Source organism: Kushneria sp. AK178, assembly GCF_053903105.1.
In genome coordinates, this window is the sequence record NZ_CP096381.1 from 101,473 (window position 1) to 126,699 (window position 25,227).

Sequence of the window (25,227 nt, forward strand, 5' to 3'; positions counted from 1 at the left end):
ACCCGATGCCGTCCGGGTTAGTGCACCACCACGCGCACCCGCGCCAGGTTCTCCATCCGGGCGTAGGGCGTTTTCTCATCCCCTTGCACCCGGGAGACACCCTTCAGGGCCACGAAATGGGTGCCGGGCCGGTCGAAGGTGCGGGTGGTCGTGAGCGTGACCTGCGTCTGGTCGGGCTGGATCCCGGCCTCGACCGGGAAGGCGGTCTCCTCCTGACCGAAATCCCACCGGGCGTCCATCACGACACCGGCGCCGGGGGGCGTTTCGATGGTGCCGGTCAGCGTCACCTGGTCGCCGGGCTGGATGTCGGCGCGTTCGCCACCATTGACGCTCAGATTGACCACCGGCTGCAGCCCTTGCCGCATCGTCGCCGTGCCGGGCACATGCACCTGGCCGTTGTCGATGCGATACCCGGTGCTGGCCGGGGGCGCTTTGTCGTGTTCGACCCAGGCCGCCAGTTCGCGCAGCGCCTGCTGGAGGACCGGGATGTAGCTGACAACGCGCGTGGGGTCATCCACTGCGTTCGGGTCATCGCCGTGCAGGGCGTGGTCGACGTAGTAGAGTCGAACGCGATCGTCGCCCCGGGCATGCTGCTCGACCTGGCGGCGGTACCAGTCCGCCTGCCAGGGCAGCGCTTCACGGTCCCACAGCGAGGCCACGAGAATCATCCTTTCATCGACCTCGCCGGTGATCTCCCCGCCGGCCGTGTTGCCGGCAAAGAGCGGGCCGAGCAGCATGGGGCGCTGCGGGTAGAGCGGCTCGCCACTGTCATCGCGGAACTGGTCCCACACGGGGTAGCCTTCGGGCGGCACCTGGTGGCGGTGGTAGCTCTCCATGGCGAGCAGATTGCTGTTGTCGAGCGTCACCCGGTCACCCGGGCGGATCGCCTCGGCCGCATTTTGTCCGGTGTCGGCGAGCATGACGATATCGTCGACGATGTCCGTTGCCAGCAGTGACTGCCCGGCACTCTCGCCGTTCTCGACGTCAAGATCGCCCGCGACGAAGGTGACGTCAGGCGGTGTGTCCTCGAGACGAAAACCGACGATATCCTCGGCGCTGGCCTCGCCCTCGAAGGCGTTGTCGACACCGCCCGCGGCATCGCCGTCCGTGGGGGCTTCCATCAGGCCGAGATCATGGGCCTCGCGCCGGGTGATCGGTTCGGCCACGGTCGAGGCGAATTCGATGCGCGCCTCGTCGAAATAGTCGGGGTGGTCGTGACCGAGATAGCCGGGCTGCGTCCAGAAGTCCTCGAAATAGGCGGCATCGGCGGCCCGGACCCCCTGGTACAGAGCGGCAAAGCCGTGCAGGCCCATGGACTCGTAGGCGTACCAGCTCTTCAGCGGAAAGCCCATCCTGTCGGCTTCGCGCAGGACCTCGGCCTCGCGCTCGGTGAGACCGGCGTACGGGTCGCCGCTGCCGCCGGGATCGACTGCGTCCACCACCTGCGCCAGTTGGTCGTCGAGCACGCGAAGCGCCTGCATGCGCACGGTAAACATGTTGGGAATCGCCATGGGCGAGCCGAGCACATAGGGGACGCCGCCGTCCCAGACGTCGGTGTTTTCGAGGCTGCCGATGGTGCGAAAGGCGCCCCCTGAGCCGCCATAGACATAGCCCCAGGGGCGCTCGTCGTTGGTGTAGACCTGACGGGCCACATGGCGGGAAAACCGCGCCGCGGCCGCGTTGGCGCGGTAGGCGGCGAGGGTCGGATCATTCCCCTGGCCCTGACCGCCGCCGTTGGTCTCGACGAAATAGGCGCCGCTGTCGGCGGAGAAGCCGATCTTGTTGTCGGCGCCCGCTGCGGCTTCCCGGGCGAGGGTTTCGCTGATCGGTGTGGGCGTCACATGCTGGAAAAAACGCCCTTCGTAATCCTCCCTCGGCGGGAAATAGTACGAAAAGCGCGTGTCGGTGCCCTTGAAACCGCCGTGTACGTAGCGGTGCGGCACGGGCTCGGTGCGCCTTTCGTCCGTGTCGATATAGGGCGTGGCGAAGGTGTCATCCCGGGTGTCGAATCCCTGTGCCGTCAGCGTGTCCCGGGAGTGCGGCGCAGAGCAGGCCGTCAGCGTCAGTACGGCGAGGCCGCAGGCGGTGCCGGCAACGCCCTGCATGTATCGTTTTGCCATGAATATCCCTTTGCTTTTGTCTGTTGTTTCCTGAGGGGCTGCGTCAGTTACGGGTGCCCGTCAGAAGACTGCTGCCACAATGCCACGCAGCCATGCCGGGCCCACTTTTGAAGTACAGGCCCGGCGGAAACGTTAGCAGAGATTAGAAATGTTCGATGAAGTTGTGGCGAAGGTAGAAGGCACAGGCAACGCCCGGACAGAGACGACTAAAACAGCGCGCCGAAAGCCGATGCTCGAGAGGAAGGCATGCAGCAGCATGGACAGTTCTGGTGCCAGTCCCTGACCGAAAAGCGCCACAAGGGTGAGCAGACGCTCTTCTGGTCATGGCCGGGCGTCGCGCAAGTCATCGTCTTCGTTCAGGGCGCCGGCCCGAGCGTGAGCGTCAAGCAGGTCGTTGGTGGACGGACATGCTAGCCCGCCAGCCTGACGTCCTGGATCAGACGGGAGGATTGCAGTCGATGTTTGACCAGATCCACGGCGGCCCTGTCATGAGTGGCCACTTCCGGCGACTCGATCAGACAGGCCAGACATTCCGGCAGCGGTAAAAAGCCTTCTCTGGCCCCCAGGATCTGCATCTCTCCGGTAAGCCGTTCCCGATTGAGCACGCTGACCGCCAGGCCGTTGCGGACGGCCGATTCGATCGCGGTCACGCTGGTGCTGGCAAAGACGGTCTCCCAGCGTCGGCCGCTCTCGTTCAGCGCGGCCAGGCCAATGGCTCGATAGGTGCAGTCGGTGGGATACAACGCCAGCGGTAGCGGGTTCAGCTGGTGCAGCTCGTGACAGGTCGACCCCGCCCAGACCGGTTGCGTGCGCCAGAGGGGAGGACCGGGCATCGGTGTTTCCCTGTCGGCGTACAGGGCAATCGCCAGGTCGAGTTCACCCCGTTCCACGGTCCGGCGCAGTTCTAGGCTATTGGCCGTTGTGACCTGGAGTCGGACGCGGGGCATCGATCGTCGAAGAGCCGGCAGCAGGCTATCGAGTACCCCGGGGACATAGTCGTCCGGCAGGCCGAGGCGAACAGTGCCCTGTGTCGATCGGTGCGAGAGCCGCTCGAGCAGCGCGTCGTGTTCGGCAAGCAGCGCAAGCGATTGCGCGATCAACTGCTCGCCGTCCGTGGTGAGCTGTACCCCGGTCTTGAAGCGCACCAGCAGCTGACGGTCCAGCTGTTGCTCCAGCCGCTTGATCTGCTGGCTGACCGCACCGAGCGTGCAGTGTCGGCGTGTGGCCGTGGCACGCAGCGTGCCCAGCGACCCCGCCATGTGCAGCGTGCGGAGCAGTTCGATATCCAGCGTTCGATCGGCCATGTTTAACTTTTCTATACACAGGCTGGTTTAATTATAGATTCAATAATCACATGGCAGCGCCTACCCTGACAACGTTGCCCTATCCGTTCAGTGAGTGGCGTGCCAGGAAACGGCACGCAGGCCGATTCCGCGTGTCGAGGCGGCGGATTGAGGGGGGTGAAGGAAGGGCGGCCGCCCCCATGTCGATCACGCGGTGTTCCAGGGGCAGCCGATAACGTCAGGTATTGATCACGGAGAAGCCCGGAAGTGACACAAACCAGTCGAGCCGACATGAGAAGCACCGTGGCCATCGCCGCAGGTGGTGCGCTGTGTACCGCTATCGCCTTCGGGCCGGCCCGAATGGGCTACGGGCTGTTTCTTCCGCAGTTTCGCGAGGTGTTTTCGCTGAGTACCGCCCATGCCGGCCTGATCGCCAGCAGTGCCTTTGCGGCCTTTTTCCTTGCGCTGCTGGTGTCCGCCCGTCTTGTCATCCGCCACGGCTCGCGCGTGCCGGTGGTCTCCGGCTCGCTGGCCGCCGCCATCGGTATGGCACTTGTCGCCGGCACGCAGAACACGCTGGTATTTGCCGCCGGCATCGTTCTGGCGGCCACCAGCGCCGGGCTGTGCTGGTCACCCTTCAATGACGCCGTGGGCCGCGCGATTGCTGAAAAATGGCATGGTCGCGTGCTGTCGATGGTCAGTACGGGGACTACGTTCGGTATTGCCGGGGCGGGTGTTCTGGCACTGGCCGTGGCACTGCTGGGCTGGGACTGGCGTGCCATCTGGTTCGGATTTTCCGCTCTGGCGCTGTCGTGTGCCGTGTATAACCTGGTGGTATTGCGTCAGCTGCCTCGAACGACGGCGTCGTCCCTTGATTCGGCAACCTTCAGGCGACTGATGAACAGGGCCATTCGGCCCATTTACTGGATTGCCGTGTCCTTTGGCGTTACCAACGGCATCTATCTGTCGTTTGCCGTGGATCAGATCGATTCAACGGGAGGTCTGGCCGGTCTGCAGGCTGACGGGGCCGGCGCCGTACTGTTCATGGCCTTTGGTGCCGGCGGGATCGTCGGTTTATTGACGGCAGATGTTGAGCGTCGTATCGGTCTGCGTCGTCTGGTGCAGGGCGTCTTTCTCTGTTCTGCGGCCTCCCTGCTGTTCATCGCCTTCGCCGCGACGCTCTGGATGGGCGTCATTGCCTCTGCTGCCCTGCAGGGGCTGTGCCTGATGAGCCTGAGCGCCATTTTTTCGTTTGTCAGCCAGCGGCTGTATCCCGACATCTCGAGCATCAGTTTTACGGCGGTGCTGACGGTCTATGCCCTGGGCAACGTGGCAGGGCCCGCGCTGGCAGGCTATCTGGCCAGTGCCACGAGCCTGATGATGGTGTTTACCGGGGCGGCCGTCGTATCGCTGGTCACCGGCGTGCTGTTTCGGGCGCGGTATACCTGAACGTGGGGGCGCCGCGGGGATGCCGGTATCCCATCCTGCGTCTGTCGGCAGGCCGGCATCGCCATCAGGCGGCGAACTGCGGCTGGCTTCGGCATGGTGGGGAAAACGAGTCTGATGCTGTTGGTCATGCCTGAACGTCGCCGCGTTGTTGTATGCAAAACGGTGCCATGGTGCGTCGCTATCCATGACAGCGTTAGCACGGATCGGTAACCGGTCACGGCGGCAGGTGAAAGGGATCGTGCCTAAAACAGCGCCCCGACAAGGCCGATGCTCGAGATGAAGGCATGCAGCAGCATGGGCAGCAAAAGACCCCGGGTGCGCCAGCGGTAGTAGCCCAGCACCAGCCCCCAGCCAAAAAGCGCCACAAACGTGAGCAGGTGGTGATACTGGATCATGTGCAGCCCGGCAAAACACAGCGCGCTGAAGGCGATCAAAAGCGCCACGCGCCAGCCCCGCGGCTGATCATCGATTCTTGCGATCAGGAAGTGACGAAAGGCCAGCTCCTCGATGATGGGCGCCCAGATCAGCACGCAGACCACCATGATGAGATTCTGCCAAACGCTCCTGTTGTCATACAGCGAGGCCATGAACGCCTCGGGCGCCATCTCCAGCCAGACGCTGACGGCCGCCGCCAAAACCTGAACCAAAAGCACCAGGCCGATGCCACGAGCGACATCGCCCCGCGTGAACTGACCGACAAACGTGGGTTGCGTAGAAAACCAGCGTCGCCATGCCCAAAAGCCTGCCAGCATCAATATCAGCGACGGCGCCAGAATCACCGCGAAACCATACCCCTGGATGAGCTCGGCAAAGGCGGCAGCGCTCATGACAAGCTGCAGCCCCTGCACGCTCAGAAACTGGCTGGCGAGATAGCCGGCGAACATTACAAGGCCGAAAAGGATCTGCCGTGCAGGGGGATGGTAGACAGGACGGGGCGTGGTCATGACCCGGGCTCCGGTAGCGGGAATCCAGGCAGGGTAGCACTCGTTTCTGAAGACAGTGCAGAACAGGGCGATGGAAAAGAGCGCTAGACTGGGAGCGTTGCCCTGCAAGGAGCTGCCATGAAGACCTTTGCCCTCTCTCCAGGAGACGCCGAGCGCGCCCGCCCCGACGTCGCCGGCTTTTTCGACCCGCGCACCTTCAGCATTCAGTACGTGGTCTCCGACCCCGCCACGCGGCGCTGCGTCATCATCGACCCGGTGCTCGATTTTGACGAGAAGGCCGGCGCCACCGCCACGCGGCAGGCCGATGTGCTGCTGGCCTATATCGAGCGCGAAGGGCTTGAGGTCGAGTGGATTCTGGACACGCATCCGCACGCCGATCACTTCTCCGCGGCGCGCTATCTGCATGACAGCACCGGCGCACCGACCGCCATCGGCCGGCCGGTGACTCGGGTTCAGGCGTTATGGAAAACGATCTACAACTGGCCGGATTTGAAAGACGACGGCAGCCAGTGGGACCGGCTGTTCGATGATGGCGACACCTTCCGGGTGGGCGACATCGAGTGCCGCGTCATGCACTCGCCGGGCCATACGCCGGCCTCGATCACCTATGTGATCGGGGATGCCGCCTTCGTGCACGACACACTGTTCCAGCCCGACTTTGGTACCGCACGCGCCGACTTCCCCGGCGGCTGTGCCCATCAGCTGTGGCGCTCGATCCAGGCGATTCTGGCGCTGCCGGACGATACCCGGCTCTTCACCGGCCACGACTACATGCCCGACGGACGCGAGCCGCAGTGGGAGAGCACGGTGCGCGAGCAGCGCGACACCAACAAGCACTGTTTGAAAGACAGCAGCGAGGCGGCCTATGTCGAACTGCGCCAGAAGCGCGATCAAGAGCTGCCGATGCCGAAGCTGATCCTGCATGCGCTGCAGGTCAACATTCTCGGCGGGCGCCTGCCGGAGCCCGAAGAAAACGGCCGGCGCTATCTGAAGATACCGCTGGAGGCGCTGGACGGGGCCGAGTGGGAGTAGCGCAAGTCTGGCGTCGTGACTCGTGGAGCAGGGAGTCGGCGACGCCATGGAAGAGATAAATGATTACTCGAGATTCTGAATCTGCTCGCGCATCTGCTCGATCAGGACCTTGAGCTCCACCGCACAGCGGGTGGTGTCGGTGACGGCGGCCTTGGAGGAGAGGGTGTTGGCTTCGCGGTTCAGTTCCTGCATCAAAAAATCCAGCCGCCGCCCGATGGGGCCCTTTTGATTGAGCTGGCGCTCAACCTCGCCGACGTGTGTCTCCAGCCGGTCGAGCTCTTCGGCGACGTCTGCCTTCTGGGCGATCAGCGCCATTTCCGCTTCCAGCCGGTTGGGGTCAAGCTCGGCCCTGACGCTCTCCAGACGCTCCAGAATCTGACTGCGCTGGCGCTCCAGCACGGCCGGCAGGTGGGCGCGCACTGCCTCCACCTGGGCGCGAATGCCGGTCAGGCGCTCGCGAATCAGATCGCAGAGCTGCTCGCCTTCGCGCTCGCGGCCGGCGTTCAAGTCCTCCAGCGCCTGTGACATCAGCCCAAGTGCGGCGGCGCGGACGGTGTCCATGTCGATCTCGCCGCCGCGGGCGATGCCGGGGTGATCCAGAAGCTCCAGCAGGCTCGGCATGGAGGCTTCCGGGGCGTGGCGACGCAGGCGGGTCAGGGTGTCCATCAGCACTTCAAGGTGTTCGACGTTGATGTCGAGGCCGTCACCGCTGCTCCGGGCGCGTTCAAAGCGCAGCGAGCACTCGATCTTGCCGCGCGACAGCGCCCCGCGCAGGCCGTCGCGAAACGGCGCTTCCAGATCCCGCAGCGCTTCGGGCAGGCGAAAGTGCAGGTCGAGATAGCGCTGATTCACCGAGCGCAGTTCCAGCGCAAGGCTGCCCCAGTCGGCATCCAGCGTCTGGCGGGTAAAGGCGGTCATGCTGCGTGCCATGGGTCATCCTTGCATGAGAGGTGAAAGCGATCAGTCTAAACGATTCGTTCATGGCGCAGGCAGGCGTGTAAGATGCCCGGCCCATCGTTTCTTGTGTTTTCATTTTTACCAGTAGAGAGAATGTCATGCGACCCAGTGGACGTGCCCCCGAGGCGACTCGTGAAATTACCCTGACCCGCGGCTACACGAAGCACGCCGAAGGCTCGGTGCTGGTCGCCTTTGGCGATACCCAGGTGCTGTGCACGGCCAGCGTGGAAGCCGGTGTGCCGCGCTGGCTGCGCGGCAAGGGTCAGGGCTGGATCACCGCCGAATACGGCATGCTGCCGCGCGCGACCCACAGCCGCAGCGGTCGCGAAGCGGCCCGCGGCAAGCAGGGCGGACGCACCATCGAGATTCAGCGCTTGATCGGGCGCAGCCTGCGCGCGGCAGTGGATCTGAAAAAGCTCGGCGAGTTCACCATCACCATCGATTGCGACGTGCTCCAGGCCGATGGCGGCACGCGCACGGCGGCGATTACCGGTGGCTGCGTGGCGCTGGTCGATGCGCTCCAGTCGCTGCAGCGCAACAAGCAGATCACCACCGATCCGCTCAAGCAGCTGATCAGCGCGGTGTCAGTGGGCATCTACAAGGGGCAGGCGGTGACGGATCTGGACTACGCCGAGGACTCGCGCGCCGAGACCGACATGAACGTGGTCATGACCGCCGACGGCGGCATCATCGAGGTGCAGGGCACCGCCGAGCAGAAGTCGTTCTCGCGCGCCGAGCTCAACGCCATGATGGATATGGCCGAAGCCGGCTGCGAGCAGCTCTTTGCGCGTCAGCGCGAGGCGCTGGGCGTGGTCAGCTGAGCGGTACGCGCCGCTTGAGACACGGCAGTAATGACACGGCGCCGGCAGCGAGAGCTGTCGGCGCCGTGGCGCGAAGGGACCGGGGCAGGGACGCTCGATCACGACATTGACGTGATCGGGCGATCTGTCAGAGCTCCAGATCGTACTCGATGATCAGCGGCGCGAACTCGCTGAAATCGGCGTCGCGGTCGATCCAGGCACTTTTGACCGTGCGGGCCAGGTCGGGCCCGGTGATCTGGTAGTCCATGCGCCAGCCGTCCTGACGCTTGCGCGGCACCTCGCTGTCGAGCTTTTGCCACCAGGTGTGATGACCGGCGTTGCGCTCGACTTCGCGGAAGGTGTCGACAAAGTCCATCGGGCCGAAGACCTGATCCATGAAGGCGCGCTCTTCGGGGCGAAATCCGGGCGTGCTCTGGTGTTCGGACCAGTGGTCGAGATCGATGGTCTTGTGGGCGATGTACCAGCTGCCGGCGATGATGTACTGGCGGCGCTTGCGGCGCAGCTTGCCGAGGTAGTCGCTGTACTGCGCGATGAAGCGCTGCTTGGCGTGCGGGTCTTCCGGCATCAGAAAGGAGGCCACGCTGAAGCGCTCGTAGTCGGCCTGCAGAAAGCGCCCTTCGTTGTCGCACTGCTCAAAGCCCAGACCGTACATGATCGCCTTGGGGATCTTGCGGCAGTAGATGCCCACGCCGGCAAAATCGTCCTGTTCGGCGTCCAGGAAATAGCCTTCATAGCCCTCGGGATAGAGGATCGAGTCGTCCAGCTCGAAGCTTTTGGTCTTCAGGTTCTGCACGCAGACGATGTCGGCATCCTGCGCTTTCAGCCAGTCGAGAAAGCCCCGTTCCACGGCTCTGCGCATGCCATTGACGTTGATACTGGCGATTTTCATACGTGGTCCCTTGTTTTTCGCGCGTGTATGATACCCGAGCCTGACAGGTTTGGGTAAAGAGCCGGTACAAGAAAAGGGTATGACATGTTTGACGAGCAGCGGGAATTCATTGAATTTGCCATCCGCGAGCAGGCGCTGCGCTTTGGCGAATTCACTCTCAAGTCGGGGCGTGTCAGTCCCTATTTCTTCAATGCCGGCCTTTTCCACACCGGTGCCGCACTGGAAGTGCTGGGTCGCTGCTATGCCGGTGCCATCCAGCGCAGCGGTCTGGAGTTCGATCTCCTGTTCGGCCCTGCCTACAAGGGCATCCCGCTGGCCTCGAGCACGGCCATTGCGATGGCCACGCATCATGACCGCAATCTGCCTTGGTCGTTCAATCGCAAGGAAGCCAAGGACCACGGTGAAGGCGGCTCGCTGGTCGGCGCCCCGCTGTCCGGCCGCGTGTTGATCATTGATGACGTCATCACCGCCGGCACGGCCATCGGTGAATCCATGGCGCTGATCGAGGCGGCCGGGGCCACCGCCGCCGGGGTGGTCGTGGCGCTGGATCGCCAGGAGCGCGGCCAGGGTGACATCAGCGCCATCGAGGACGTGCGCCGGCGTTACAATATCCCGGTGGTGCCGATCATCACGCTGGCGGGCATTCTCGAGTATCTCGACACCCGGGCCGATGACGCCCTGGAGCCGCATGCCCGCGCCATTGAAGCGTATCGCGCACGCTACGGCGTTTAGCGCACGGCTTCAGACGGTGGTAAGGTGGCCTTAATAAAAAAGATGACATCATGTCGATTCATGTCCTCATGATGGCACAATGTACCGGTCGACACCGGTCTGTATTCCCGCAGGCGAACGGACTCCTCTCTGATAGCGCCTGCCCCTGGCGGGGCAGCAAGCCAAGGATTTCAACATGAAAAAGATCATCATTTCGGTACTGGGTACCGGCCTGGCGCTTTCCAGCCTGAACGCGTCGGCCCTGAGCCTGTCGGCCAGCGGCGGCAAGGACTCTCACGGCGTTCAGATCAACCAGTCCCTGCTGCCGGGCTGGAGTGCGGGTCTGGGCTACTACAGCACGGATCGCAGCGGCGACAACACCAAGACCTATTCCGGTCAGCTGATGTTTTCACCCTACGTGCCGGGCGTGGATATCTCGCTGGGCGGGCGCTATCAGTATTTTGATTCCCACTACGGCAACGGTGGCGGCCTGGGGCTGGGCGGTTCGGCCTATGTCGATACCCCGATTCCGCGCGTCAGCGTCGGTGGCTACGGCTTCGTCACGCCCACCGGGCTGAGCCACGGCGATATCGACAAGAGCTACGAGTACGGCGCCCGCGCCCGTGCCACGCTCTTTGCCCAGACCTACGGCTATGTGGGCTATCGCTACTACCGCGCCGATTTCGACGATCACAGCAACAAGACGCTGTTCAGCGGTCCGGAACTGGGTGTCTCCGTCGGTTTCTAAACCAGCGAACGTCTGATGCAAGCGGGCCCGGCCTCTGTGCCGGGCCCGCTGTCGTTGGTTCCCGGCAATACCGATCGCAGACCTGGAGGCCACGCCCGCCATGCTGGATATCGCCCTGTTCGAGCCGGAAATTGCCCCCAACACCGGCAATATCATCCGGCTGTGTGCCAATACCGGCTTTCGTTTGCACCTGATCGAGCCGCTCGGCTTTGAACTCGATGACAAGCGCCTGCGTCGCGCCGGGCTGGACTACCACGAGTGGGCGCGCGTCCGGGTGCATGCCTCGCTGGACGCCTTCATGGCCGCCCTCGCGCCGCAACGGGTGCTGGCCATCACCACTCGCGGGCGCACCCGGCACGACCGTGTGGCCTATCACACCGGCGATGTGCTGCTGTTCGGCCCGGAGAGCCGCGGCCTGCCGCAGCCCCTGATCGACATTCTTCCCGAAGATCAGCGTCTGCGCATTCCCATGCGCGAAGACAGCCGCAGCCTCAACCTGTCGAATGCCTGCGCCGTGCTGGTTTACGAAGCCTGGCGGCAATTCGACTTTGACGGGGCGTTGCCGTCCTGATCCTCAAGCGTTTTGGTCATGAACACGCTGTAGGGGCTTTCGAGATAGGTGCCGAAGGGCGGGCAGGTCTCGAATCCGAAGCGGGCGTAGAGACTGCGTGACGGGGCAAAGATATCCTGCGGGCCGGTCTCGAGGCTCAGACGCTTGAAGCCGCGCGCGCGGGCTTCCCGGATGATGTGATCGAGCAGTTTGGCCGCCACCCCGCGGCGTAAATGGGTGCTGGCGGTGCGCATCGACTTGATTTCGCCGTGGGTCTCGTCGAGCGTTCTGAGCGCGCCGCAGCCGGCCAGCGCGTCCCCCTCCCAGACGCTCCAGAGGGTCACATCAGGGGCGCGCAGCGCCTCGAGGGGCATGGCGTGGCAGTTCTCCGCCGGGGAGTGGCCGGCCAGGTCCGTCACGTGTTCATGAATCAGCGCGGTGATGGCGTCACCGCTCAGGTCATCCTGCACAATCTTCATGGGTCATCCCTTTTGTTGTTGTGCCTCAAATGATCGCGCCCCGGAGGGGAATCGATCAGAAGCCGGCGGGGGCCAGACGCCCTTCCAGCCAGGCAAAAAGGCGCTCGTAGCCGGCCCGTTCGGCCGCGCTCAGAAACCCCTGCTCGGTAATGAGCTGATCGCTCTGGGCCTCGATGGCATCAAGCTGGGTCATGAGAGCGTCGGCATCGTGCGGACCAAGCGTCCCATCGCCCCGGGCGTTGCCGATACGGTAGCGAAACGTCTCGATGAGATCATCGATGCGCTCGCGGTCGCTCTGATTGATGCGATAGTGGCCCTTGTCCAGATGAACTTCCAGCCCCGAGCCGCGCACCAGCTGGATCAGCGCCGCATCCGGGGTGAACGAGCCGTCGAGTGCCGACGCCCGATGGCCTTCCAGCAGCGCGTCATCCACCTCGACCGGGCAGCCGCTGGTATGGGCGAACTGCTGCAGCGCCTCATCAAGGCGCTGTTCGGGATAGTCATAGACCATCGCCTGAACCTGACAGGCCGCGCTGGCCGGCAGGGCACACGCCATGGCCGCACCGGCCAGCAGTGCCCCGGCGCCTGCCTGAAAAGGACGCTGTCGGACACGCCGGGCAAGCCCCTGATCACGCATGTGTTTCTCTCCTGGGCGGTGATGGGTGGTCGATTCGAGTGCCGCCATTACAGCACAGGCACGGGCACAGGATGTATCATGACGTGCTTGCGTCATCTGCCTTCCATCAGGTTGTTCCCATGTCCGATATTCGCCACCGCATCAGCGGCCTCAATCCGCGTCAGCGTGAGGCCGTGAAATACATCGATGGCCCCTGTCTGGTGCTCGCCGGCGCCGGCTCCGGCAAGACCAGCGTGATCACCACCAAGATCGCGTATCTGGTACATGAGTGCGGCATGAGCGCCCGGCGCATCGCCGCGGTGACCTTCACCAACAAGGCCGCCCGCGAGATGAAGGAGCGTGTGCAGTCGATGCTGCCCGGCCGCAGCGGCCACGGCCTGACGGTCTCCACCTTCCATACCCTGGGGCTGACCATCATCCGCTCGGAGCTGAAAACGCTGGGCCTGCGCCCCGGATTTTCGCTGTTTGACCCGGAAGATGCGAAGGCGCTGCTGCGCGATCTGATGCAAAAGGACGCCCAGATCGATGCCGACCAGATCAACCGGGTGCAGAGCCAGATCTCGAACTGGAAGAATGACCTGATCCTGCCGGGCCATGCGCTGTCCCACGCCGAGACCGAGGACGAGGCGTACTGCGCGCGCATCTACGAGCACTACGTGCGCCACCTGAAGGCCTATAACGCGGTCGATTTCGATGACCTGATCATGCTGCCGGCGACGATGTTCGAGCGTCACCCCGAGGTGCTGCAGCGCTGGCGGGGCCGCATCCACTACATGCTGGTGGACGAGTATCAGGACACCAACTCGAGCCAGTATCAGCTGGTGCGCATGCTGATGGCCGAGCGTCAGACCTTCACCGTGGTGGGCGATGACGACCAGTCGATCTACGCCTGGCGCGGCGCGCGGCCGGAGAACCTGGTGCAGCTGGGCGAGGATTTCCCCTCGCTCAACGTCATCAAGCTGGAGCAGAACTACCGCTCCACCTCGGTGATCCTCAAGGCCGCCAACACCCTGATTGCCAACAATCCCCACGTCTATGAAAAGACGCTGTGGTCGGACAAGGGCCGCGGTGAGGCGATCCGCATCATCGTCAACCGCAACGAGGAGGCCGAGACCGAGCGGGTCGCCACCGAGATCCTCACCCGGCGCATCAAGGAGAACGCCCAGTGGCGCGACTTTGCCGTGCTCTATCGCGGCAATTTCCAGGCACGGCTGCTGGAGCTCAAGCTTCAGCACCACCAGATTCCCTACAAGCTCTCCGGCGGCACCTCCTTTTTCTCACGCAACGAGATCAAGGACGCCATGGCCTACCTGCGTCTTTTGATCAACCCGGCCGATGACAACGCCTTCTTGCGCATCGTCAACGTGCCGCGCCGCGAGATCGGCCCCAATACGCTTGAAAAACTCGCCAACTACGCCCAGGAGCGCAGGGTGAGCCTGTTTGCGGCCTGCAGCGAGATGGGGCTGTCGCACGTGCTCTCCGAGCGCGCCGTCGACCGGCTGGGGCGCTTCAATCACTTTCTCGACGGCATTCGCCGGCGCATGGACGAGGGCGACGCCATCGCCGCGATCCGGCAGATGTTTACCGAGATGGACTACGAGGCCTGGCTGTATCAGAACGCCAGCGCCCCGGTCGTGGCCGAAAAGCGCATGGGCAACATCCACATCCTGATCGATCAGCTCGAGAAATCGATGCAGCGCGACACCGACGAGGGCGACGACGTGGCCCAGGAGACCGACGATGTAGAAGCCGCCATCTCGCGGCTGGTGCTGCGCGACATCCTCGATCAGCAGGCTCAGGAGGATGACACCGACAAGGTGCAGCTTCTGACCCTGCACGCCTCCAAGGGCCTCGAGTTTCCGCACGTCTACGTGATGGGCATGGAGGAGGAGCTGCTGCCGCACCGCAACTCGATCGAGCTGGACACCATCGAGGAGGAGCGCCGGCTGGCCTATGTCGGCATTACCCGCGCCCGCCAGACCCTGACGCTGACGCTGGCCCAGCAGCGCAAGCAGTTCGGCGAGATGATGAACTGCACGCCCAGTCGCTTTCTTGATGAGCTGCCGCCGGATGATCTCGAGTGGTACGGCCGCGCCGACAAGGAAGACCCCGAGAAGAAACGCGAGCGCGGCCAGAGCGCCATTGCCGGGTTGCGCTCGCTTTTGGGGTGAAAACTTCTCCATAACGTCGTTAGCGAGACAGTAATGGCACTCTCCGTCTGGCTTTTAACCGGGATCAAAATCATCGGACAGCTCACGCCAGCGAGTGGCCTCGCTGCGCAGGGCGTTAGCCATGATGGCGATGTCGTTGGGGCCGGCCACAAAGCGGTATCCGGCGTTTGATAGCGTATCGATGTCTCGAGTCGGCGCCGTGATGGTGCCCATCCAGCAGCCGCTGGCCGTAATGCGCTCTTCCAGAGCCTGTATGGTCTGACGAACGTCGGCGTCCTCCAGCTGTTCCAGCCGGTCCATGGAACCTGCCAGATCGTTGGGGCCGATAAACAGCATGTCGATGCCTTCAACCGCCGCGATGGCTTCGATCTCTTCACGGGCATCGATGTGTTCGATCTGCACGATCAGCAAAAGGTTGTCATTGGCGAGGCGGGCGTAGTCGCTTATGGCACCAAAGCGGGAAGCGCGCACAATGGGCGCGGCATAGCCGCGATTGCCCTGCGGCGGATAGCGGCAGGCATCCACGATGGCACGGGCCTGTGCGGCGGAATTGATCATGGGCACCATGATCGAGCGCACCCCCATGTCCAGTATCCTTTTCAGATAGGCTGGATCCTCGGCCGGTATACGCAGAACAACGTCACCCCCGGCGGCCTCGACGGCGCGCAGCAGATGGGCCGTATGCTCGAGGCTGGCAATACCGTGTTCATTATCGACCAGAATGGTTTTCCAGCCGGCATGTACAGCCAGTTCGGCAATTTCGGGACTGGCGCTTTCAAGCCATAGCGCGCTGACGGTGCGGCCCTGTTCCAGGGCCTGGCGGGTCGGGTTGAAGGAAGTCATCAAGGTTCTCGCTTGGGTGCATTGAGGGAGAGGACACGCTGTCGCTTGTAGCCCTCATAAAGTGCTCGACCGAGCAGGAAAATCCAGACCATCAGAGTGAGAGCGCCCAGTGCAGCCGCCCAGGGGCGCTCAAAAAAGGCGAGCAGATTGCCCTGCGATTTAATCATCGAGGTCATGAAGTTCTCTTCGACAATACCGCCCAGTACGATGCCAAGAATGGCAGGTGCCAGCGGAAACCCGGTGGCTTCCATGGCGTAGCCCAGAATGCCCAGCACCAGAACGATCCAGACGGCCACGACCGAATTGGTAATGGCGTAGGCGCCTACCAGCGAGAAGAGCAGCACGATGGGCATCAGTACGCGACGAGGGACGCGCACAATTTTGCTCGAGAGTGCGATGACCGCGATGCCGATCGGGATCATCAGCAGGTTGGTCAGCGCAAAGGCGCCGTACAGGGTCTGAACGATTTCCGGATTGTCGGTAAAGATGCGTGGCCCGGGCGACAGTCCATTGAGTAGCAGAATACCGATGGCGATGGCCGTCACGCTGTCTCCCGGGATACCGAAGACCAGTGCCGGTGTCCATGCGCCACCGATGGCGGCATTGTTGGCCGATCCACCATCGACGATGCCTTCGATATGCCCCTTTCCATAGCGGTCCGGGTGGCGCGAAAAGCGTCTTGAAAAGGCATAGCAGATCCAGGCCGCGATATCGGCACCGGCCCCCGGCAGGGCGCCGATCAGGGTGCCTGAAACACTCGAGCGCGCCACGTTGCGACGATAGCGTGCCAGGGTGGCAAAGGTTTCCCTGAAGGCCCTGGAAAGGGTTTCGCGTATCTCGATAGGGGGCGGCTGTCGCTTGCCGGTACTGACCGCGCGCAGAATCTCACTAAGCGCAAAAAGGCCGATGATGGCCGGGATAAAGCTGACGCCATCAAAGAGTTCATACCAGCCGAAGGTGAACCGGGGATGGCCCACCGCAACATCGATGCCGATCGAGGCGATGAACAGCCCGATAAACAGGCTGGCAAAGCTCTTGATCACCGAGGCATTGCTGGTCATGACCGCACAGCTCAGCCCCAGGGTGGCCAGCCAGAACACCTCATAGCTTGAAAACCCGATGGCGACCCGAGCCAGCTGAGGGGCGATCAGAGCCAAAAGGATGACACTGACAAGTCCCCCGATCGAGGCGGCCAGTAGCGAGACCAGCAGGGTCGAGCGCGATTTTCCTGTACTCGACAGCCGGTAGGCGTCCTCAACGTAGGCCGCCGAGGCCGGCGTTCCCGGAATGCGCAGCAGGGCGCCGGGGATATCGCCGGCGAAGATGGCCGTGGTGGTGGTGGCCACGATGGCACTGATGGCCATCAAGGGGTCCATGAAGTAGGTGAAGGGCACCAGCAGCGCCACTGCCATGGTGGCCGTCAGGCCCGGCATGGCGCCAACAAGGGTGCCGTAGAGCGTACAGAGCGCCAGCAGGGTCAGCGACTGGGGTGAAAGGAGGCGAAAGAGCGTATCGAGTTCCATGCGGGGTCACCAGGCCAGCGGTGTCAGGACGCCCCAGGGCAGCGGGACATTCATCAGCGAGTAAAACAGCAGGTGTACGCCGAATGTCAGAGGCACCGACAGGCATAGCGCCCGTGGCGCATTCAGTCCGAAAAGCAGGGCCGTGGCAGTCATGGCAAGCAGCGAGGTGAGATGAAAGCCCAGCGAATCAAGGGCCAGGCCAAACCCGGCCACGATCAGCACCAAAGCCACAAGTCGTGCCCCGGCACGACGCCGCTCCGGTACCCAATGATTCGAGGAAGCGTCGTGGTTGCCGGGCGCGTTTTTCGCGGTCGTTGCGCGTTGTCGTGCCAGCAGGGTCGAGAGCAGTAACAAAATGCCGCAGACCGTGAGCCCACCGGCGGCAATCGAGGGAAACAGGTCGGGCCCATAGGGCAGGCCGGCCATGCTTGGAAAGGTCGAGGCGCGCCAGAATATCAACGCACCAGACAGCATCAGCAAAAGTCCGGACCATAGATCGGTGCGTACCATCGTCCTGCCCTCTCGTCTGACTCTGCCAGTCATGCCTTTAGTGGACGCTATCGAGCCAGGCCAATGGCGTTAATCACGTCACCCAGCTGCTGATCGGTTTCTTGAAACAGCTCGGCCGTCTGCTCGGGGCCCTCAAATACCACTTCGCTGCCGCGGCTGGCCTTGAATTCGGCCCATTCATCGCTCTGGGTAATCTTCTCGATGGCCCGGGCGTAGGAGCAGGTCATCTCTTCCGGCAGATCCCCGGGGCCGCTAATGGTCATGAAGGCGCTTTGTGTCCAGCCGCTGTCGAGCACGTCCGAGGTTAGCGGTACATCGGGCAGGCTCGAATTGGGCGTATCGCTCATGTAGGCCAGCGCCTTGAGTTCCTCCTGTTCGACCAGGTGCTGCGCTTCCGACAGCGACGGTGTGGCAACATCGACACCGCCTGCCATCAGCTCCTGCATTGCCGGTGATGCCCCCTGGCTTGGGACCCAGCGAATGGCATCGGGGGGCAGACCTTCGGCCTGTAACATACCGGCCAGCGCCAGATGCCAGATACCGCCCTGAGCGGTGCCCGAGGCGGTCAGCTCACCAGGATTTTCTCTGGCTTCTTCCAGCAGGGCTTCCAGAGAGTCCCAGCGAGCATCCTCTTTCACCACAACGCTGGCAGGGTTTTGATCAACCAGCGCGACCGGCGTGGCGTCCTGCCAGGTCAGGGGTGTCAGCCCCAGGTGATGCATGGTGGACAGTTCAATGGTGGCAGCACCGATGGTATAGCCATCCGGTCGTGCTCGAGCCAACGCGGTATGGCCGACCACGCCGTTGCCGCCGGTGCGATTGACCACGTTGAAGGGCGCGCCCATCTCCTGTTCCAGCAGGCTGGCCAGCCGCCGGGCGTTGGCATCAGTACCGCCGCCGGTTCCCCAGGGCACGATCATCGTGACGGCGCGGTCGGGCGTCCACTCGCAGGCCGCCTCACCGGCCTGTGCCATGTTGGTAGCCGTAAGGGTGCCCAGCGTGACGGCGGTCATCAGAGCCATTCCGGAGAGTGCATGAGCCATGTTGGTGCTCCTGTGGTGGAACAGGAAAGAAGTGCGGCAGGTCAGCCGCCGCGTTGAGATTTGATATGATTAAACGCAATTCAATCGATTGAACCAATCCGACCATGGTCTTTGATGACAAGGTCGAAGATGCGCGCAAACTACCAGGCCTGATTCAGGGCAGGTGTCTGCTGCGAGGTAATAATGTTCCCACCGTTCACAGGAAACAGGGCATGACACGGCGTCCCACTCTCAAGCACATTGCCGAGCGCGTCGGTGTCACGGCATCGACCGTCTCGCTGGCCCTTCGCGATGATGCGCGAATCTCGACCAAGATGCGCGAACGCGTCCGGCAGGTGGCCCTTGAAATGGGCTATATCTACAACCGTCACGCGGCAGGGCTGCGACGCGGGGACAGCGGCACGGTGGCGCTGTGTCTCAATGATCTGGGTAACCCGTTTTTCACCGAATTCATTGCGGCCATGGAACAGCGGTTTCGTTTTCAGGAGCGCATGATGCTGTTTTGTCACGCTCAGGAATCGCTGACAGTGCAGGCCGATTTCATGCGTCGCATGGCCGAGCATGGCGCCTCGGGGCTGATTCTGATTCCGGCTGCCGGCACGGCCCGGGAAGATCTTCGTGGGACAGGGGCGGCTCATTTGCATCATCTGCCGCTGGTATTATTGTCCCGGGATGTGGCCGGGGCCGAAGTGGATCGCGTCATCAACGATGATGCCTGCGGCATGGCTCTGGTGGTCGAGCACCTGCTATCGCTGGGCCATCAGCGTATTGCCTGGCTGGGGGGCGGAAATGCAACTTCTACATCGCAGGAGCGCGAGCAGGCCTTCAGGAAGGTGTTGGCCCGGGCCGGCTATCCGCCGGATCAGGACGGCATACGCTACGGTCCTACCACCATGGCATTTGGTTACCAGGGGCTCGAGAAGCTTATGGCGCAGGCCCGGCCACCGACTGCCGTGGTCTGCTTTTCGGATCTGATCGCTTTTGGCGCAGTGGCGGCCTGTCACGGACTGGGGCTGCGTCCGGGGGTGGATATTTCAATTACCGGTTTTGATGACATGAGCGCTGCGGCCTATACCACGCCGCCTCTGACCAGTGTTCGGGTAAGAACCGATCTGATGGGCGCACGGGCCAGCGAGATGCTGCTGGCCCGCATTCGCGGTGATCAGGAGGCGCCACGCAGGGAAATGATGGCGCCGGAACTGGTGGTGCGTGAAACTACCGGCCCCGTTTCTTTCCGGCATCGGAACTGAGTCGTTGTTCAAATCCCCAGCAGATTCAGCGCGGCAAAAAAGCCCGCCATCAACAGCGCCACGGCGATCGCCACCGGGTTACGCACACGCTCGAACAGGTAGTGAAAGAGCATCGAGATCGGCAGCGAGACGATAAACCAGCCGAGGTAGTTGCTCAGCGGCACCGAGATGTCGCCCCAGGCCCACATGTCGTGCTGGATGGCGACCGGTTCGATCAGCATGTCGAGTGCCACCATCAGCATCGCACCGGCCACCCCCTTGAGCGGCCGCGACAGCCCGGGCAGCACGCGCTGTACCACCACGTTAAGGCAGTACAGCAGCAGCGCCCAGTTCACGCCGATGATCAGCGGCGTGTGCCACAGCGTCGGCCCCAGCACGTGGCCGTAGGCGTAATCGCCGAACAACAGCCCCGTCGAGGTGCCGATCGCCTCGGCGACAAACCCCACGGCGTAGCACAGCGCCACGTAGCCCCACAGCCGACCGCGCGGGCCGGGGTGAAAGGCCATCACCAGTCCTAGTGATGCCAGCAGTGTCAGCGGCGTCAGGCGGATGAACTGATCATGCACCGGCAGCGCAATGCCGATGACGCCGGCCGCATAGATCAGGCTTAAAAGAATGATTACCGGCGTCTGGCGCAGGCGGCGCTCGCGAGTGGCGGGGCCGGGTGAAGTCATCAGGCATCGTCCTTTTGTGAAGACAGGGCGTTGTGCGAAGAGGGGGCGTTTGGCGGCCACGGCTCGCGCTGGGCCATGACGTCGGTCATGATTTTTGCCGACAGCAGACACAGCGGCAGGCCGCCGCCGGGGTGTACGCTGCCGCCGCAGAAATAGAGCCCGTCAACGTGGCGGCTGTAGTTGGGATGGCGCATGAAGGCGGCCATGCGGTCATTCGAGCTGGTGCCGTAGAGCGCGCCTCGATGCGACAGCGTGCGCGCCTCGATGGTGGTCGGATCAAACACGCACTCCTCGGCGATCGCCCCGCGAAGTTCGCGCCCCAGCATCCGCTCGAGCTTGTCGATCACCCGCTCGCGGGTGCGCTCGATCAGCGCCGACCAGTCCTGCTCCGGCGTGGCAAAGGGGGCGTTGATCATCACGAACCAGTTCTCGCCACCTTCGGGGGCGGCGCTTGTGTCATAACGCGACGAGATGCTGATGTAGACGGTCGGGTCATCACACAGCGTGCCCGCCTCCAGCGCCTCGAACTCGCCAGCGTAATCGTCGCTGAAAAAGATGTTATGCACATCCAGTTCCGGGAAGCGTTTGTCCACACCCCAGTAGAAGATCAGCGCCGAGGTCGATTTCTCCCGCGCCAGCACGCGCGTCGGGGCCGGCGCGCCGGGCAGCAGTCGTTCATGGGTGAAGAACACGTCCATGTTGCTGACCACGCGATCAAAAAGCACTTCCCGGTCATCCATCAGGCGCAGCCCTGTTGCCCGCGGTCGGCGCCCTTCCGGCCGGGTGAGGATCTCTTGTACTGACGTATTGAAGTGAAAGATCACGCCGACCCGCTCGGCCAGGCCATACAGTGCCCGACCGATCGCCGGCATGCCGCCTTCCGGTACGAAGGCGCCGGCGCCGTGCTCGAAGTGGGCAATCATGGATAAAAGCCCCGGCGCGCGGTACGGGTTGGAGCCGTTGTAGGTCGCAAAGCGATCAAAAAGCTGCACCAGATGCGGCTCTTTCAGATCGCGCTCGTGGACCTCGTGCAGGGTGCACATGAGATCGAGTCGGTGCAGCCGGGTCAGGGCGTGGCCCACCTCCGGCGTCAGCCAGGTCTTCGGAGCGTGCAGCGACTTCTCCAGAAAGGTCCGCCCGGTCAGCTGGTACTTCTCGGCGCCGTGGGAAAGCGTATCAAGCACTCGCTGCGCCGGTACGTCGAGCACCTGCTCGACCTCTTCGGCGAAGGCCTGCGGGTCGGCGCGGGCATCCAGCCGGGTGCCGTCCTCCCAGGCGTAGCGGCATACGGTGTCCAGCCGCTGATAGCGAAAGTGCTCACCGGGCACTTCACCGGCCAGCGTAAACAGCTCGTCGATGTACTCCGGCATGGTCAGAAGCGAGGGGCCGATGCCGAAGCGATATTCCCCCAGCACCAGTTCGCCCAGCTTGCCGCCCGCTGTGTCACCGGCCTCGAACACCTCGACATGCGCGCCTTCCAGACGCAACCGGATGGCGGCGGCCAGCCCGGCGATGCCGGCACCGATGACGGCGATGTGGGGGGCGGTGCTGGCAGTATGGGATCGGGTCACGGCGTCAGCCCCTCAAGCGGGCGTCGAAGCCGGTGGCGTGTGGTGATCGATGCAACATCATGGGCCATGCGTGATTGCTCTGCCGGGCGTTGACAAGACTGAGCGTGAGTATAGCCCCTGTGCGGGGACGGCCCTGTAGATGGATTTAAGCGGGGCGGGCGTGCCGCCCCGCTGCGTACTCCACTGCCTTGATGCGATTCAGGAAGCGCGCTGCTGGATATCCTCCAGGCTGCGGCCGCTGCCGGTTTCAGGCAGATAGAACATGACAAACAGCCAGGCCGCGACGCCGACGCCGGCGAAGATGAAAAAGCTCAGCGCGGCGCTGTAATCCAGCAGCGAAGGAAAGGCCTGCCCGACGATGAAGTTGGCCAGCCAGTTGAGTACCAAAATCAGCCCGGCGGCCGTGCCGCGGATCGAGGAGGGAAAAAGCTCCGAGATGACGACCCGCACGCACACGCCCCAGGAGAGCGCAAAGGCGGCGAAGAAGACCATCATGCCGATCAGATTGACCCAGGCGCTTGCCATCGACGGCTCCGGTCGCATTGCGGCATGCAGCCCCAGCAGGCCCATGGCCAGCAGCATGACCAGAGCGCCGGTCCCCATCAGACGCTTGCGGGAGAACCGGTCCATAATCAGCACGCCAATGATGGTGAAGACCACGTTGACCACGCCGATGCCCAGATTGGCGGTCACCGCCGCGGCGTCGCCAAAGCCGGCGCGGGAGAGCGTGGTCGGCGCGTAGTAGATGATCGAGTTGACGCCGATGAACTGCACCAGGATGGCCACGGCGGCGGCCGCCAGCGAGGCCGAGCGCAGTCGGGGCGACAGCATCTGCTTGAGCACCGAACTCTTGGCCGGTCCACCGATCTCACCGGCACGATGGGCACTGACGAGCTCATCAAGTTCGCTATCGACCTCTCGGGGCGCCCGCCCCAGCGTCCTGAGTGACTGACGGGCGGCGTCGATACGATCGCGCATCACCAGCCAGCGCGGCGTTTCGGGCATGAAGATCAGCCCGATGAGCAGCACCAGCGCCGGGATGGCCGACAGCCCGATCATCCAGCGCCAGGCATGAAAGGGCTGCAGGGCGTAGCCCACCAGATAGGCCAGCAAAATGCCCGAGACCACCATCAGCTGGCCCATGGCGCCGACGCGCCCGCGTAGATGCGTCGGGGCCACCTCGACCAGGTAGACTGATACCACGACCGCTGAGGCGCCCACGCCCAGGCCCATGATCATGCGTGCCACGATCAGCGATGCCACTCCGGGTGCCAGCGCAGCGGCCACGCCGCTGACGGCAAAGATCACGCCGGTCAGTATCAGCGCCGGCTTGCGCCCCAGACGGTCGGCAAGCCAGCCGGCCACGCCGACCCCGATGGTGGCGCCGAACAGAATGGAGCTGACCACCAGACCCCGGGTCATCGGGTCCAGCGCGAAGTCCTGTTCGATCGAGAGCAGTGCCACACCGATTATGCCCAGGTCGTAGCCGAACAAAAGCTCGGCCAGCGCACCCAGACCAAAGATCGCCAGCGGTGATCGCGGCGTGGCGGCGTCGCTCACGGTTGTCGAGGCGGTCATGATGACGCTCCTGATGTGGGGGTGGTGGCGTTCGATGCCAGCGGCGGCAGGGCATCCACGGCGCGGGCGCGGTGCTGCGGCGGCTGTATCGGCCCTTCGAGCAGCGGATCGCGGGTGGTGGTCATCCACTCATCGAGTGCCTTCAAAAGCCGGATCTGAACCTCCTGGTATTCCGGCTGATCGAAGACGTTATTGAGCTCGTGCGGATCGACGCGACGGTCATAGAGCTCGGTCATGTCGCGCTCTTCGAGGTGAGCATCGCCCATGCCCTGGCGGGTGGGGCTGTTTTCCAGATCCAGCGACAGCGCCAGCTTCGGCCCTGGCGTGAAGTTGCGAATCAGGGCAAAGTCGCGCGTGCGCACGGCCCGCTTGGGGTCGTAATTGTCGTGATAGGTCTTCTCGGTGAAGATCATTCGATCGTCCGCCGCTGTGGGTTCGGCTGCCGTGGCGCCGGATGTGGTGAGCAGCGCCACCAGCGAGCGCCCCTCCAGCGCCGGATCGACCGGGCCGCCGGCCACCTCGAGCAGGGTGGGCAGGATATCGACATGGCTTGCGACGTTATCGACCCGGGCCGGCGCCTCGCCCCAGGCAGTAGGCGGACGAACCAGCAGGCTGACCCCGGTGCCGGCGTCATACAGAGTGCTCTTGGCGCGCGGGAAGGCCGTGCCGTGGTCGGTGGTGAACATGATCAAGGTGTTGGCCGGATCGAGGGTGCTGTCCAGCGCCTCGAACAGGCGGCCCATGGCCTCATCGAGCTGGCGGATCGAGCCGTGGAAGGCGGCAATGTCGCGGCGCGTCTCGGGTGTGTCCGGCAAAAACGTCGGCACCTCGACGTCGGCCGGATCGGCCGGCGTGTAATCGCTCTCCGGCCACGGCCGATGCACCTCCCATACGCCGATGGCGGCAAAAAGCGGGGCGCGCGTCTCGCGCAGCGCCTGATCGGCCAGCCAGCCCCGGGCGGCGTCCACCACCTGGTGGGCACGGGGCAGAAAGCCGGCGCCGGCCACCTCGTCATAGCCCAGCACATCCGGGTCGACGTGCTCGTGCTGTAGCCCGATCAGTGTAGAGCGATAGCCCAGCTCGCGCAGATGCTCGGGGGCCGTCAACACGTTCTCGCGGTAGCGCCAGGCATCGTGCGCCAGCCCCTGAATGCCATTGCGATGCGGTGACAGGCCGGTAAACAGCGCCCCCCGGGCCGGCGAGCACAGCGGCGCGGCGGCGTGGGCGTTGTCAAAGACCGTGGCGTGTCCGGCGAAGCGTTCCAGGTTGGGGCTCGGCACAGAGGGCATGCCGTAGCAGGAGAGCCAGCGCCCCAGATCGTGGCAGTGAATTAGGACAATATCCGGCCGTGTGCCGTCGGGTGGTGTCATGCGGGTCTCCAGTAGTGTCAGGTAGATCGATCTACCCGTCACGTTATGGAGCCCGGTCAGCCCTCACAATGCGA

24 protein-coding genes are annotated in these 25,227 nt (G+C 63.7%); 9 read left to right on the plus strand and 15 right to left on the minus strand.

Annotation, left to right across the window (positions count from 1 at the left end):
- Positions 1-17 precede the first annotated feature (17 nt).
- On the minus strand, positions 18-2,120 hold the full coding sequence (locus M1D97_RS00450; protein ID WP_456268775.1) for a hypothetical protein: 2,103 nt from the start codon (positions 2,118-2,120) through the stop codon (positions 18-20).
- Between the two features lie 246 nt (positions 2,121-2,366).
- Here M1D97_RS00450 and M1D97_RS00455 point away from each other — a divergent pair, with 246 nt between their 5' ends.
- Positions 2,367-2,534, plus strand: coding sequence for a hypothetical protein (locus M1D97_RS00455; RefSeq protein ID WP_456268776.1), 168 nt, complete (start codon positions 2,367-2,369; stop codon positions 2,532-2,534).
- On the opposite strand, the gene M1D97_RS00460 is transcribed toward M1D97_RS00455, so the two are convergent.
- Entirely contained in the window at positions 2,531-3,424 is an 894-nt protein-coding gene (locus tag M1D97_RS00460; protein ID WP_456268777.1) for a LysR substrate-binding domain-containing protein, read from the minus strand. The two genes, M1D97_RS00455 and M1D97_RS00460, sit on opposite strands and share 4 nt — an antisense overlap.
- Before the next feature lie 270 nt (positions 3,425-3,694).
- Between M1D97_RS00460 and M1D97_RS00465 the strand changes: the two genes are divergently transcribed.
- Complete coding sequence (locus M1D97_RS00465; RefSeq protein WP_456268779.1) at positions 3,695-4,852, plus strand: MFS transporter; 1,158 nt, start codon at positions 3,695-3,697, stop codon at positions 4,850-4,852.
- 242 nt (positions 4,853-5,094) lie between these two features.
- On the opposite strand, the gene M1D97_RS00470 is transcribed toward M1D97_RS00465, so the two are convergent.
- Complete coding sequence (locus M1D97_RS00470) at positions 5,095-5,796, minus strand: CPBP family intramembrane glutamic endopeptidase (protein WP_456268780.1); 702 nt, start codon at positions 5,794-5,796, stop codon at positions 5,095-5,097.
- 117 nt (positions 5,797-5,913) lie between these two features.
- Here M1D97_RS00470 and M1D97_RS00475 point away from each other — a divergent pair, with 117 nt between their 5' ends.
- Positions 5,914-6,828 carry an MBL fold metallo-hydrolase gene (locus tag M1D97_RS00475; RefSeq protein WP_456268781.1) on the plus strand — a complete coding sequence of 305 codons (915 nt, stop codon included), beginning with the start codon at positions 5,914-5,916 and terminating at the stop codon, positions 6,826-6,828.
- Positions 6,829-6,891: 63 nt separating this feature from the next.
- Here M1D97_RS00475 and M1D97_RS00480 read toward each other — a convergent pair whose 3' ends face one another.
- Positions 6,892-7,758: a YicC/YloC family endoribonuclease gene (locus tag M1D97_RS00480; RefSeq protein WP_456268782.1), complete on the minus strand. Its 867-nt coding sequence runs from the start codon at positions 7,756-7,758 to the stop codon at positions 6,892-6,894.
- A 125-nt stretch (positions 7,759-7,883) separates the two neighbouring features.
- On the opposite strand from M1D97_RS00480, the gene rph reads away from it, so the two are divergent.
- Positions 7,884-8,606, plus strand: a complete 723-nt coding sequence (gene rph, locus M1D97_RS00485) for a ribonuclease PH (protein WP_456268783.1) — start codon at positions 7,884-7,886, stop codon at positions 8,604-8,606.
- A gap of 127 nt (positions 8,607-8,733) precedes the next feature.
- Here the strand turns inward: rph and M1D97_RS00490 are convergent, their stop codons facing one another.
- Positions 8,734-9,495, minus strand: a complete 762-nt coding sequence (locus M1D97_RS00490; protein WP_456268784.1) for an exodeoxyribonuclease III — start codon at positions 9,493-9,495, stop codon at positions 8,734-8,736.
- Positions 9,496-9,579: 84 nt separating this feature from the next.
- Here M1D97_RS00490 and pyrE point away from each other — a divergent pair, with 84 nt between their 5' ends.
- The 3 genes from pyrE to trmL all read left to right on the plus strand — a co-directional run bounded on the left by pyrE (position 9,580) and on the right by trmL (position 11,525).
- Complete coding sequence (gene pyrE / locus M1D97_RS00495) at positions 9,580-10,227, plus strand: orotate phosphoribosyltransferase (RefSeq protein ID WP_456268785.1); 648 nt, start codon at positions 9,580-9,582, stop codon at positions 10,225-10,227.
- Between the two features lie 175 nt (positions 10,228-10,402).
- Positions 10,403-10,954 carry a YfaZ family outer membrane protein gene (locus M1D97_RS00500; RefSeq protein ID WP_456268786.1) on the plus strand — a complete coding sequence of 184 codons (552 nt, stop codon included), beginning with the start codon at positions 10,403-10,405 and terminating at the stop codon, positions 10,952-10,954.
- A 100-nt stretch (positions 10,955-11,054) separates the two neighbouring features.
- Positions 11,055-11,525, plus strand: coding sequence for a tRNA (uridine(34)/cytosine(34)/5-carboxymethylaminomethyluridine(34)-2'-O)-methyltransferase TrmL (trmL, locus tag M1D97_RS00505; RefSeq protein ID WP_456268787.1), 471 nt, complete (start codon positions 11,055-11,057; stop codon positions 11,523-11,525).
- On the opposite strand, the gene M1D97_RS00510 is transcribed toward trmL, so the two are convergent.
- Both M1D97_RS00510 and M1D97_RS00515 read right to left on the minus strand, forming a co-directional pair.
- Positions 11,477-11,983 (minus strand): GNAT family N-acetyltransferase, encoded by a 507-nt coding sequence (locus tag M1D97_RS00510; protein ID WP_456268788.1) that lies wholly within the window; start codon positions 11,981-11,983, stop codon positions 11,477-11,479. The genes trmL and M1D97_RS00510 overlap by 49 nt on opposite strands.
- Positions 11,984-12,038: 55 nt before the next feature.
- Positions 12,039-12,620 carry an STN domain-containing protein gene (locus M1D97_RS00515; protein WP_456268789.1) on the minus strand — a complete coding sequence of 194 codons (582 nt, stop codon included), beginning with the start codon at positions 12,618-12,620 and terminating at the stop codon, positions 12,039-12,041.
- A 119-nt stretch (positions 12,621-12,739) separates the two neighbouring features.
- Here M1D97_RS00515 and rep point away from each other — a divergent pair, with 119 nt between their 5' ends.
- A complete protein-coding gene (rep, locus tag M1D97_RS00520; protein WP_456268790.1) occupies positions 12,740-14,791 on the plus strand; it encodes a DNA helicase Rep in 2,052 nt (683 codons plus the stop codon).
- A gap of 54 nt (positions 14,792-14,845) precedes the next feature.
- Here the strand turns inward: rep and M1D97_RS00525 are convergent, their stop codons facing one another.
- Genes M1D97_RS00525 through M1D97_RS00540 form a run of 4 tightly spaced genes read right to left on the minus strand, consistent with a single transcriptional unit; the run spans position 14,846 to position 18,710 of the window.
- Complete coding sequence (locus M1D97_RS00525) at positions 14,846-15,634, minus strand: HpcH/HpaI aldolase family protein (protein ID WP_456268791.1); 789 nt, start codon at positions 15,632-15,634, stop codon at positions 14,846-14,848.
- Positions 15,634-17,157 carry a tripartite tricarboxylate transporter permease gene (locus M1D97_RS00530; RefSeq protein WP_456268792.1) on the minus strand — a complete coding sequence of 508 codons (1,524 nt, stop codon included), beginning with the start codon at positions 17,155-17,157 and terminating at the stop codon, positions 15,634-15,636. The genes M1D97_RS00525 and M1D97_RS00530 overlap by 1 nt, the downstream gene beginning before the upstream one ends.
- Positions 17,158-17,163: 6 nt before the next feature.
- Complete coding sequence (locus tag M1D97_RS00535; RefSeq protein WP_456268793.1) at positions 17,164-17,667, minus strand: tripartite tricarboxylate transporter TctB family protein; 504 nt, start codon at positions 17,665-17,667, stop codon at positions 17,164-17,166.
- Between the two features lie 47 nt (positions 17,668-17,714).
- Positions 17,715-18,710, minus strand: a complete 996-nt coding sequence (locus tag M1D97_RS00540) for a tripartite tricarboxylate transporter substrate binding protein (RefSeq protein WP_456268794.1) — start codon at positions 18,708-18,710, stop codon at positions 17,715-17,717.
- A 212-nt stretch (positions 18,711-18,922) separates the two neighbouring features.
- Here M1D97_RS00540 and M1D97_RS00545 point away from each other — a divergent pair, with 212 nt between their 5' ends.
- A complete protein-coding gene (locus M1D97_RS00545; protein ID WP_456268795.1) occupies positions 18,923-19,960 on the plus strand; it encodes a LacI family DNA-binding transcriptional regulator in 1,038 nt (345 codons plus the stop codon).
- Between the two features lie 8 nt (positions 19,961-19,968).
- On the opposite strand, the gene M1D97_RS00550 is transcribed toward M1D97_RS00545, so the two are convergent.
- From M1D97_RS00550 to M1D97_RS00565, 4 genes are all read right to left on the minus strand, one after another.
- Positions 19,969-20,634 (minus strand): carotenoid biosynthesis protein, encoded by a 666-nt coding sequence (locus M1D97_RS00550; protein ID WP_456268796.1) that lies wholly within the window; start codon positions 20,632-20,634, stop codon positions 19,969-19,971.
- Positions 20,634-22,205, minus strand: a complete 1,572-nt coding sequence (gene crtD, locus M1D97_RS00555; RefSeq protein WP_456268797.1) for a 1-hydroxycarotenoid 3,4-desaturase CrtD — start codon at positions 22,203-22,205, stop codon at positions 20,634-20,636. The genes M1D97_RS00550 and crtD overlap by 1 nt, the downstream gene beginning before the upstream one ends.
- A gap of 198 nt (positions 22,206-22,403) precedes the next feature.
- Entirely contained in the window at positions 22,404-23,783 is a 1,380-nt protein-coding gene (locus tag M1D97_RS00560; protein ID WP_456268798.1) for a sugar porter family MFS transporter, read from the minus strand.
- Positions 23,780-25,153 (minus strand): sulfatase family protein, encoded by a 1,374-nt coding sequence (locus M1D97_RS00565; RefSeq protein WP_456268799.1) that lies wholly within the window; start codon positions 25,151-25,153, stop codon positions 23,780-23,782. The genes M1D97_RS00560 and M1D97_RS00565 overlap by 4 nt, the downstream gene beginning before the upstream one ends.
- Positions 25,154-25,227: the final 74 nt, after the last annotated feature.

Bases quoted from the DNA above. Each gene is read 5' to 3' on its own strand.
- trmL (WP_456268787.1), top strand. From the start codon at position 11,055: ATGCTGGATATCGCCCTGTTCGAGCCGGAAATTGCCCCCAACACCGGC.
- M1D97_RS00455 (WP_456268776.1), top strand. From the start codon at position 2,367: ATGCAGCAGCATGGACAGTTCTGGTGCCAGTCCCTGACCGAAAAGCGC.
- M1D97_RS00500 (WP_456268786.1), top strand. From the start codon at position 10,403: ATGAAAAAGATCATCATTTCGGTACTGGGTACCGGCCTGGCGCTTTCC.
- M1D97_RS00475 (WP_456268781.1), top strand. From the start codon at position 5,914: ATGAAGACCTTTGCCCTCTCTCCAGGAGACGCCGAGCGCGCCCGCCCC.
- M1D97_RS00535 (WP_456268793.1), bottom strand. From the start codon at position 17,667: ATGGTACGCACCGATCTATGGTCCGGACTTTTGCTGATGCTGTCTGGT.
- M1D97_RS00530 (WP_456268792.1), bottom strand. From the start codon at position 17,157: ATGGAACTCGATACGCTCTTTCGCCTCCTTTCACCCCAGTCGCTGACC.
- M1D97_RS00470 (WP_456268780.1), bottom strand. From the start codon at position 5,796: ATGACCACGCCCCGTCCTGTCTACCATCCCCCTGCACGGCAGATCCTT.
- M1D97_RS00560 (WP_456268798.1), bottom strand. From the start codon at position 23,783: ATGACCGCCTCGACAACCGTGAGCGACGCCGCCACGCCGCGATCACCG.
- pyrE (WP_456268785.1), top strand. From the start codon at position 9,580: ATGTTTGACGAGCAGCGGGAATTCATTGAATTTGCCATCCGCGAGCAG.
- M1D97_RS00490 (WP_456268784.1), bottom strand. From the start codon at position 9,495: ATGAAAATCGCCAGTATCAACGTCAATGGCATGCGCAGAGCCGTGGAA.
- M1D97_RS00565 (WP_456268799.1), bottom strand. From the start codon at position 25,153: ATGACACCACCCGACGGCACACGGCCGGATATTGTCCTAATTCACTGC.
- M1D97_RS00550 (WP_456268796.1), bottom strand. From the start codon at position 20,634: ATGACTTCACCCGGCCCCGCCACTCGCGAGCGCCGCCTGCGCCAGACG.
- M1D97_RS00545 (WP_456268795.1), top strand. From the start codon at position 18,923: ATGACACGGCGTCCCACTCTCAAGCACATTGCCGAGCGCGTCGGTGTC.
- M1D97_RS00510 (WP_456268788.1), bottom strand. From the start codon at position 11,983: ATGAAGATTGTGCAGGATGACCTGAGCGGTGACGCCATCACCGCGCTG.
- rep (WP_456268790.1), top strand. From the start codon at position 12,740: ATGTCCGATATTCGCCACCGCATCAGCGGCCTCAATCCGCGTCAGCGT.
- M1D97_RS00540 (WP_456268794.1), bottom strand. From the start codon at position 18,710: ATGGCTCATGCACTCTCCGGAATGGCTCTGATGACCGCCGTCACGCTG.
- M1D97_RS00515 (WP_456268789.1), bottom strand. From the start codon at position 12,620: ATGCGTGATCAGGGGCTTGCCCGGCGTGTCCGACAGCGTCCTTTTCAG.
- M1D97_RS00480 (WP_456268782.1), bottom strand. From the start codon at position 7,758: ATGGCACGCAGCATGACCGCCTTTACCCGCCAGACGCTGGATGCCGAC.
- M1D97_RS00465 (WP_456268779.1), top strand. From the start codon at position 3,695: ATGAGAAGCACCGTGGCCATCGCCGCAGGTGGTGCGCTGTGTACCGCT.
- M1D97_RS00460 (WP_456268777.1), bottom strand. From the start codon at position 3,424: ATGGCCGATCGAACGCTGGATATCGAACTGCTCCGCACGCTGCACATG.
- M1D97_RS00525 (WP_456268791.1), bottom strand. From the start codon at position 15,634: ATGACTTCCTTCAACCCGACCCGCCAGGCCCTGGAACAGGGCCGCACC.
- rph (WP_456268783.1), top strand. From the start codon at position 7,884: ATGCGACCCAGTGGACGTGCCCCCGAGGCGACTCGTGAAATTACCCTG.
- M1D97_RS00450 (WP_456268775.1), bottom strand. From the start codon at position 2,120: ATGGCAAAACGATACATGCAGGGCGTTGCCGGCACCGCCTGCGGCCTC.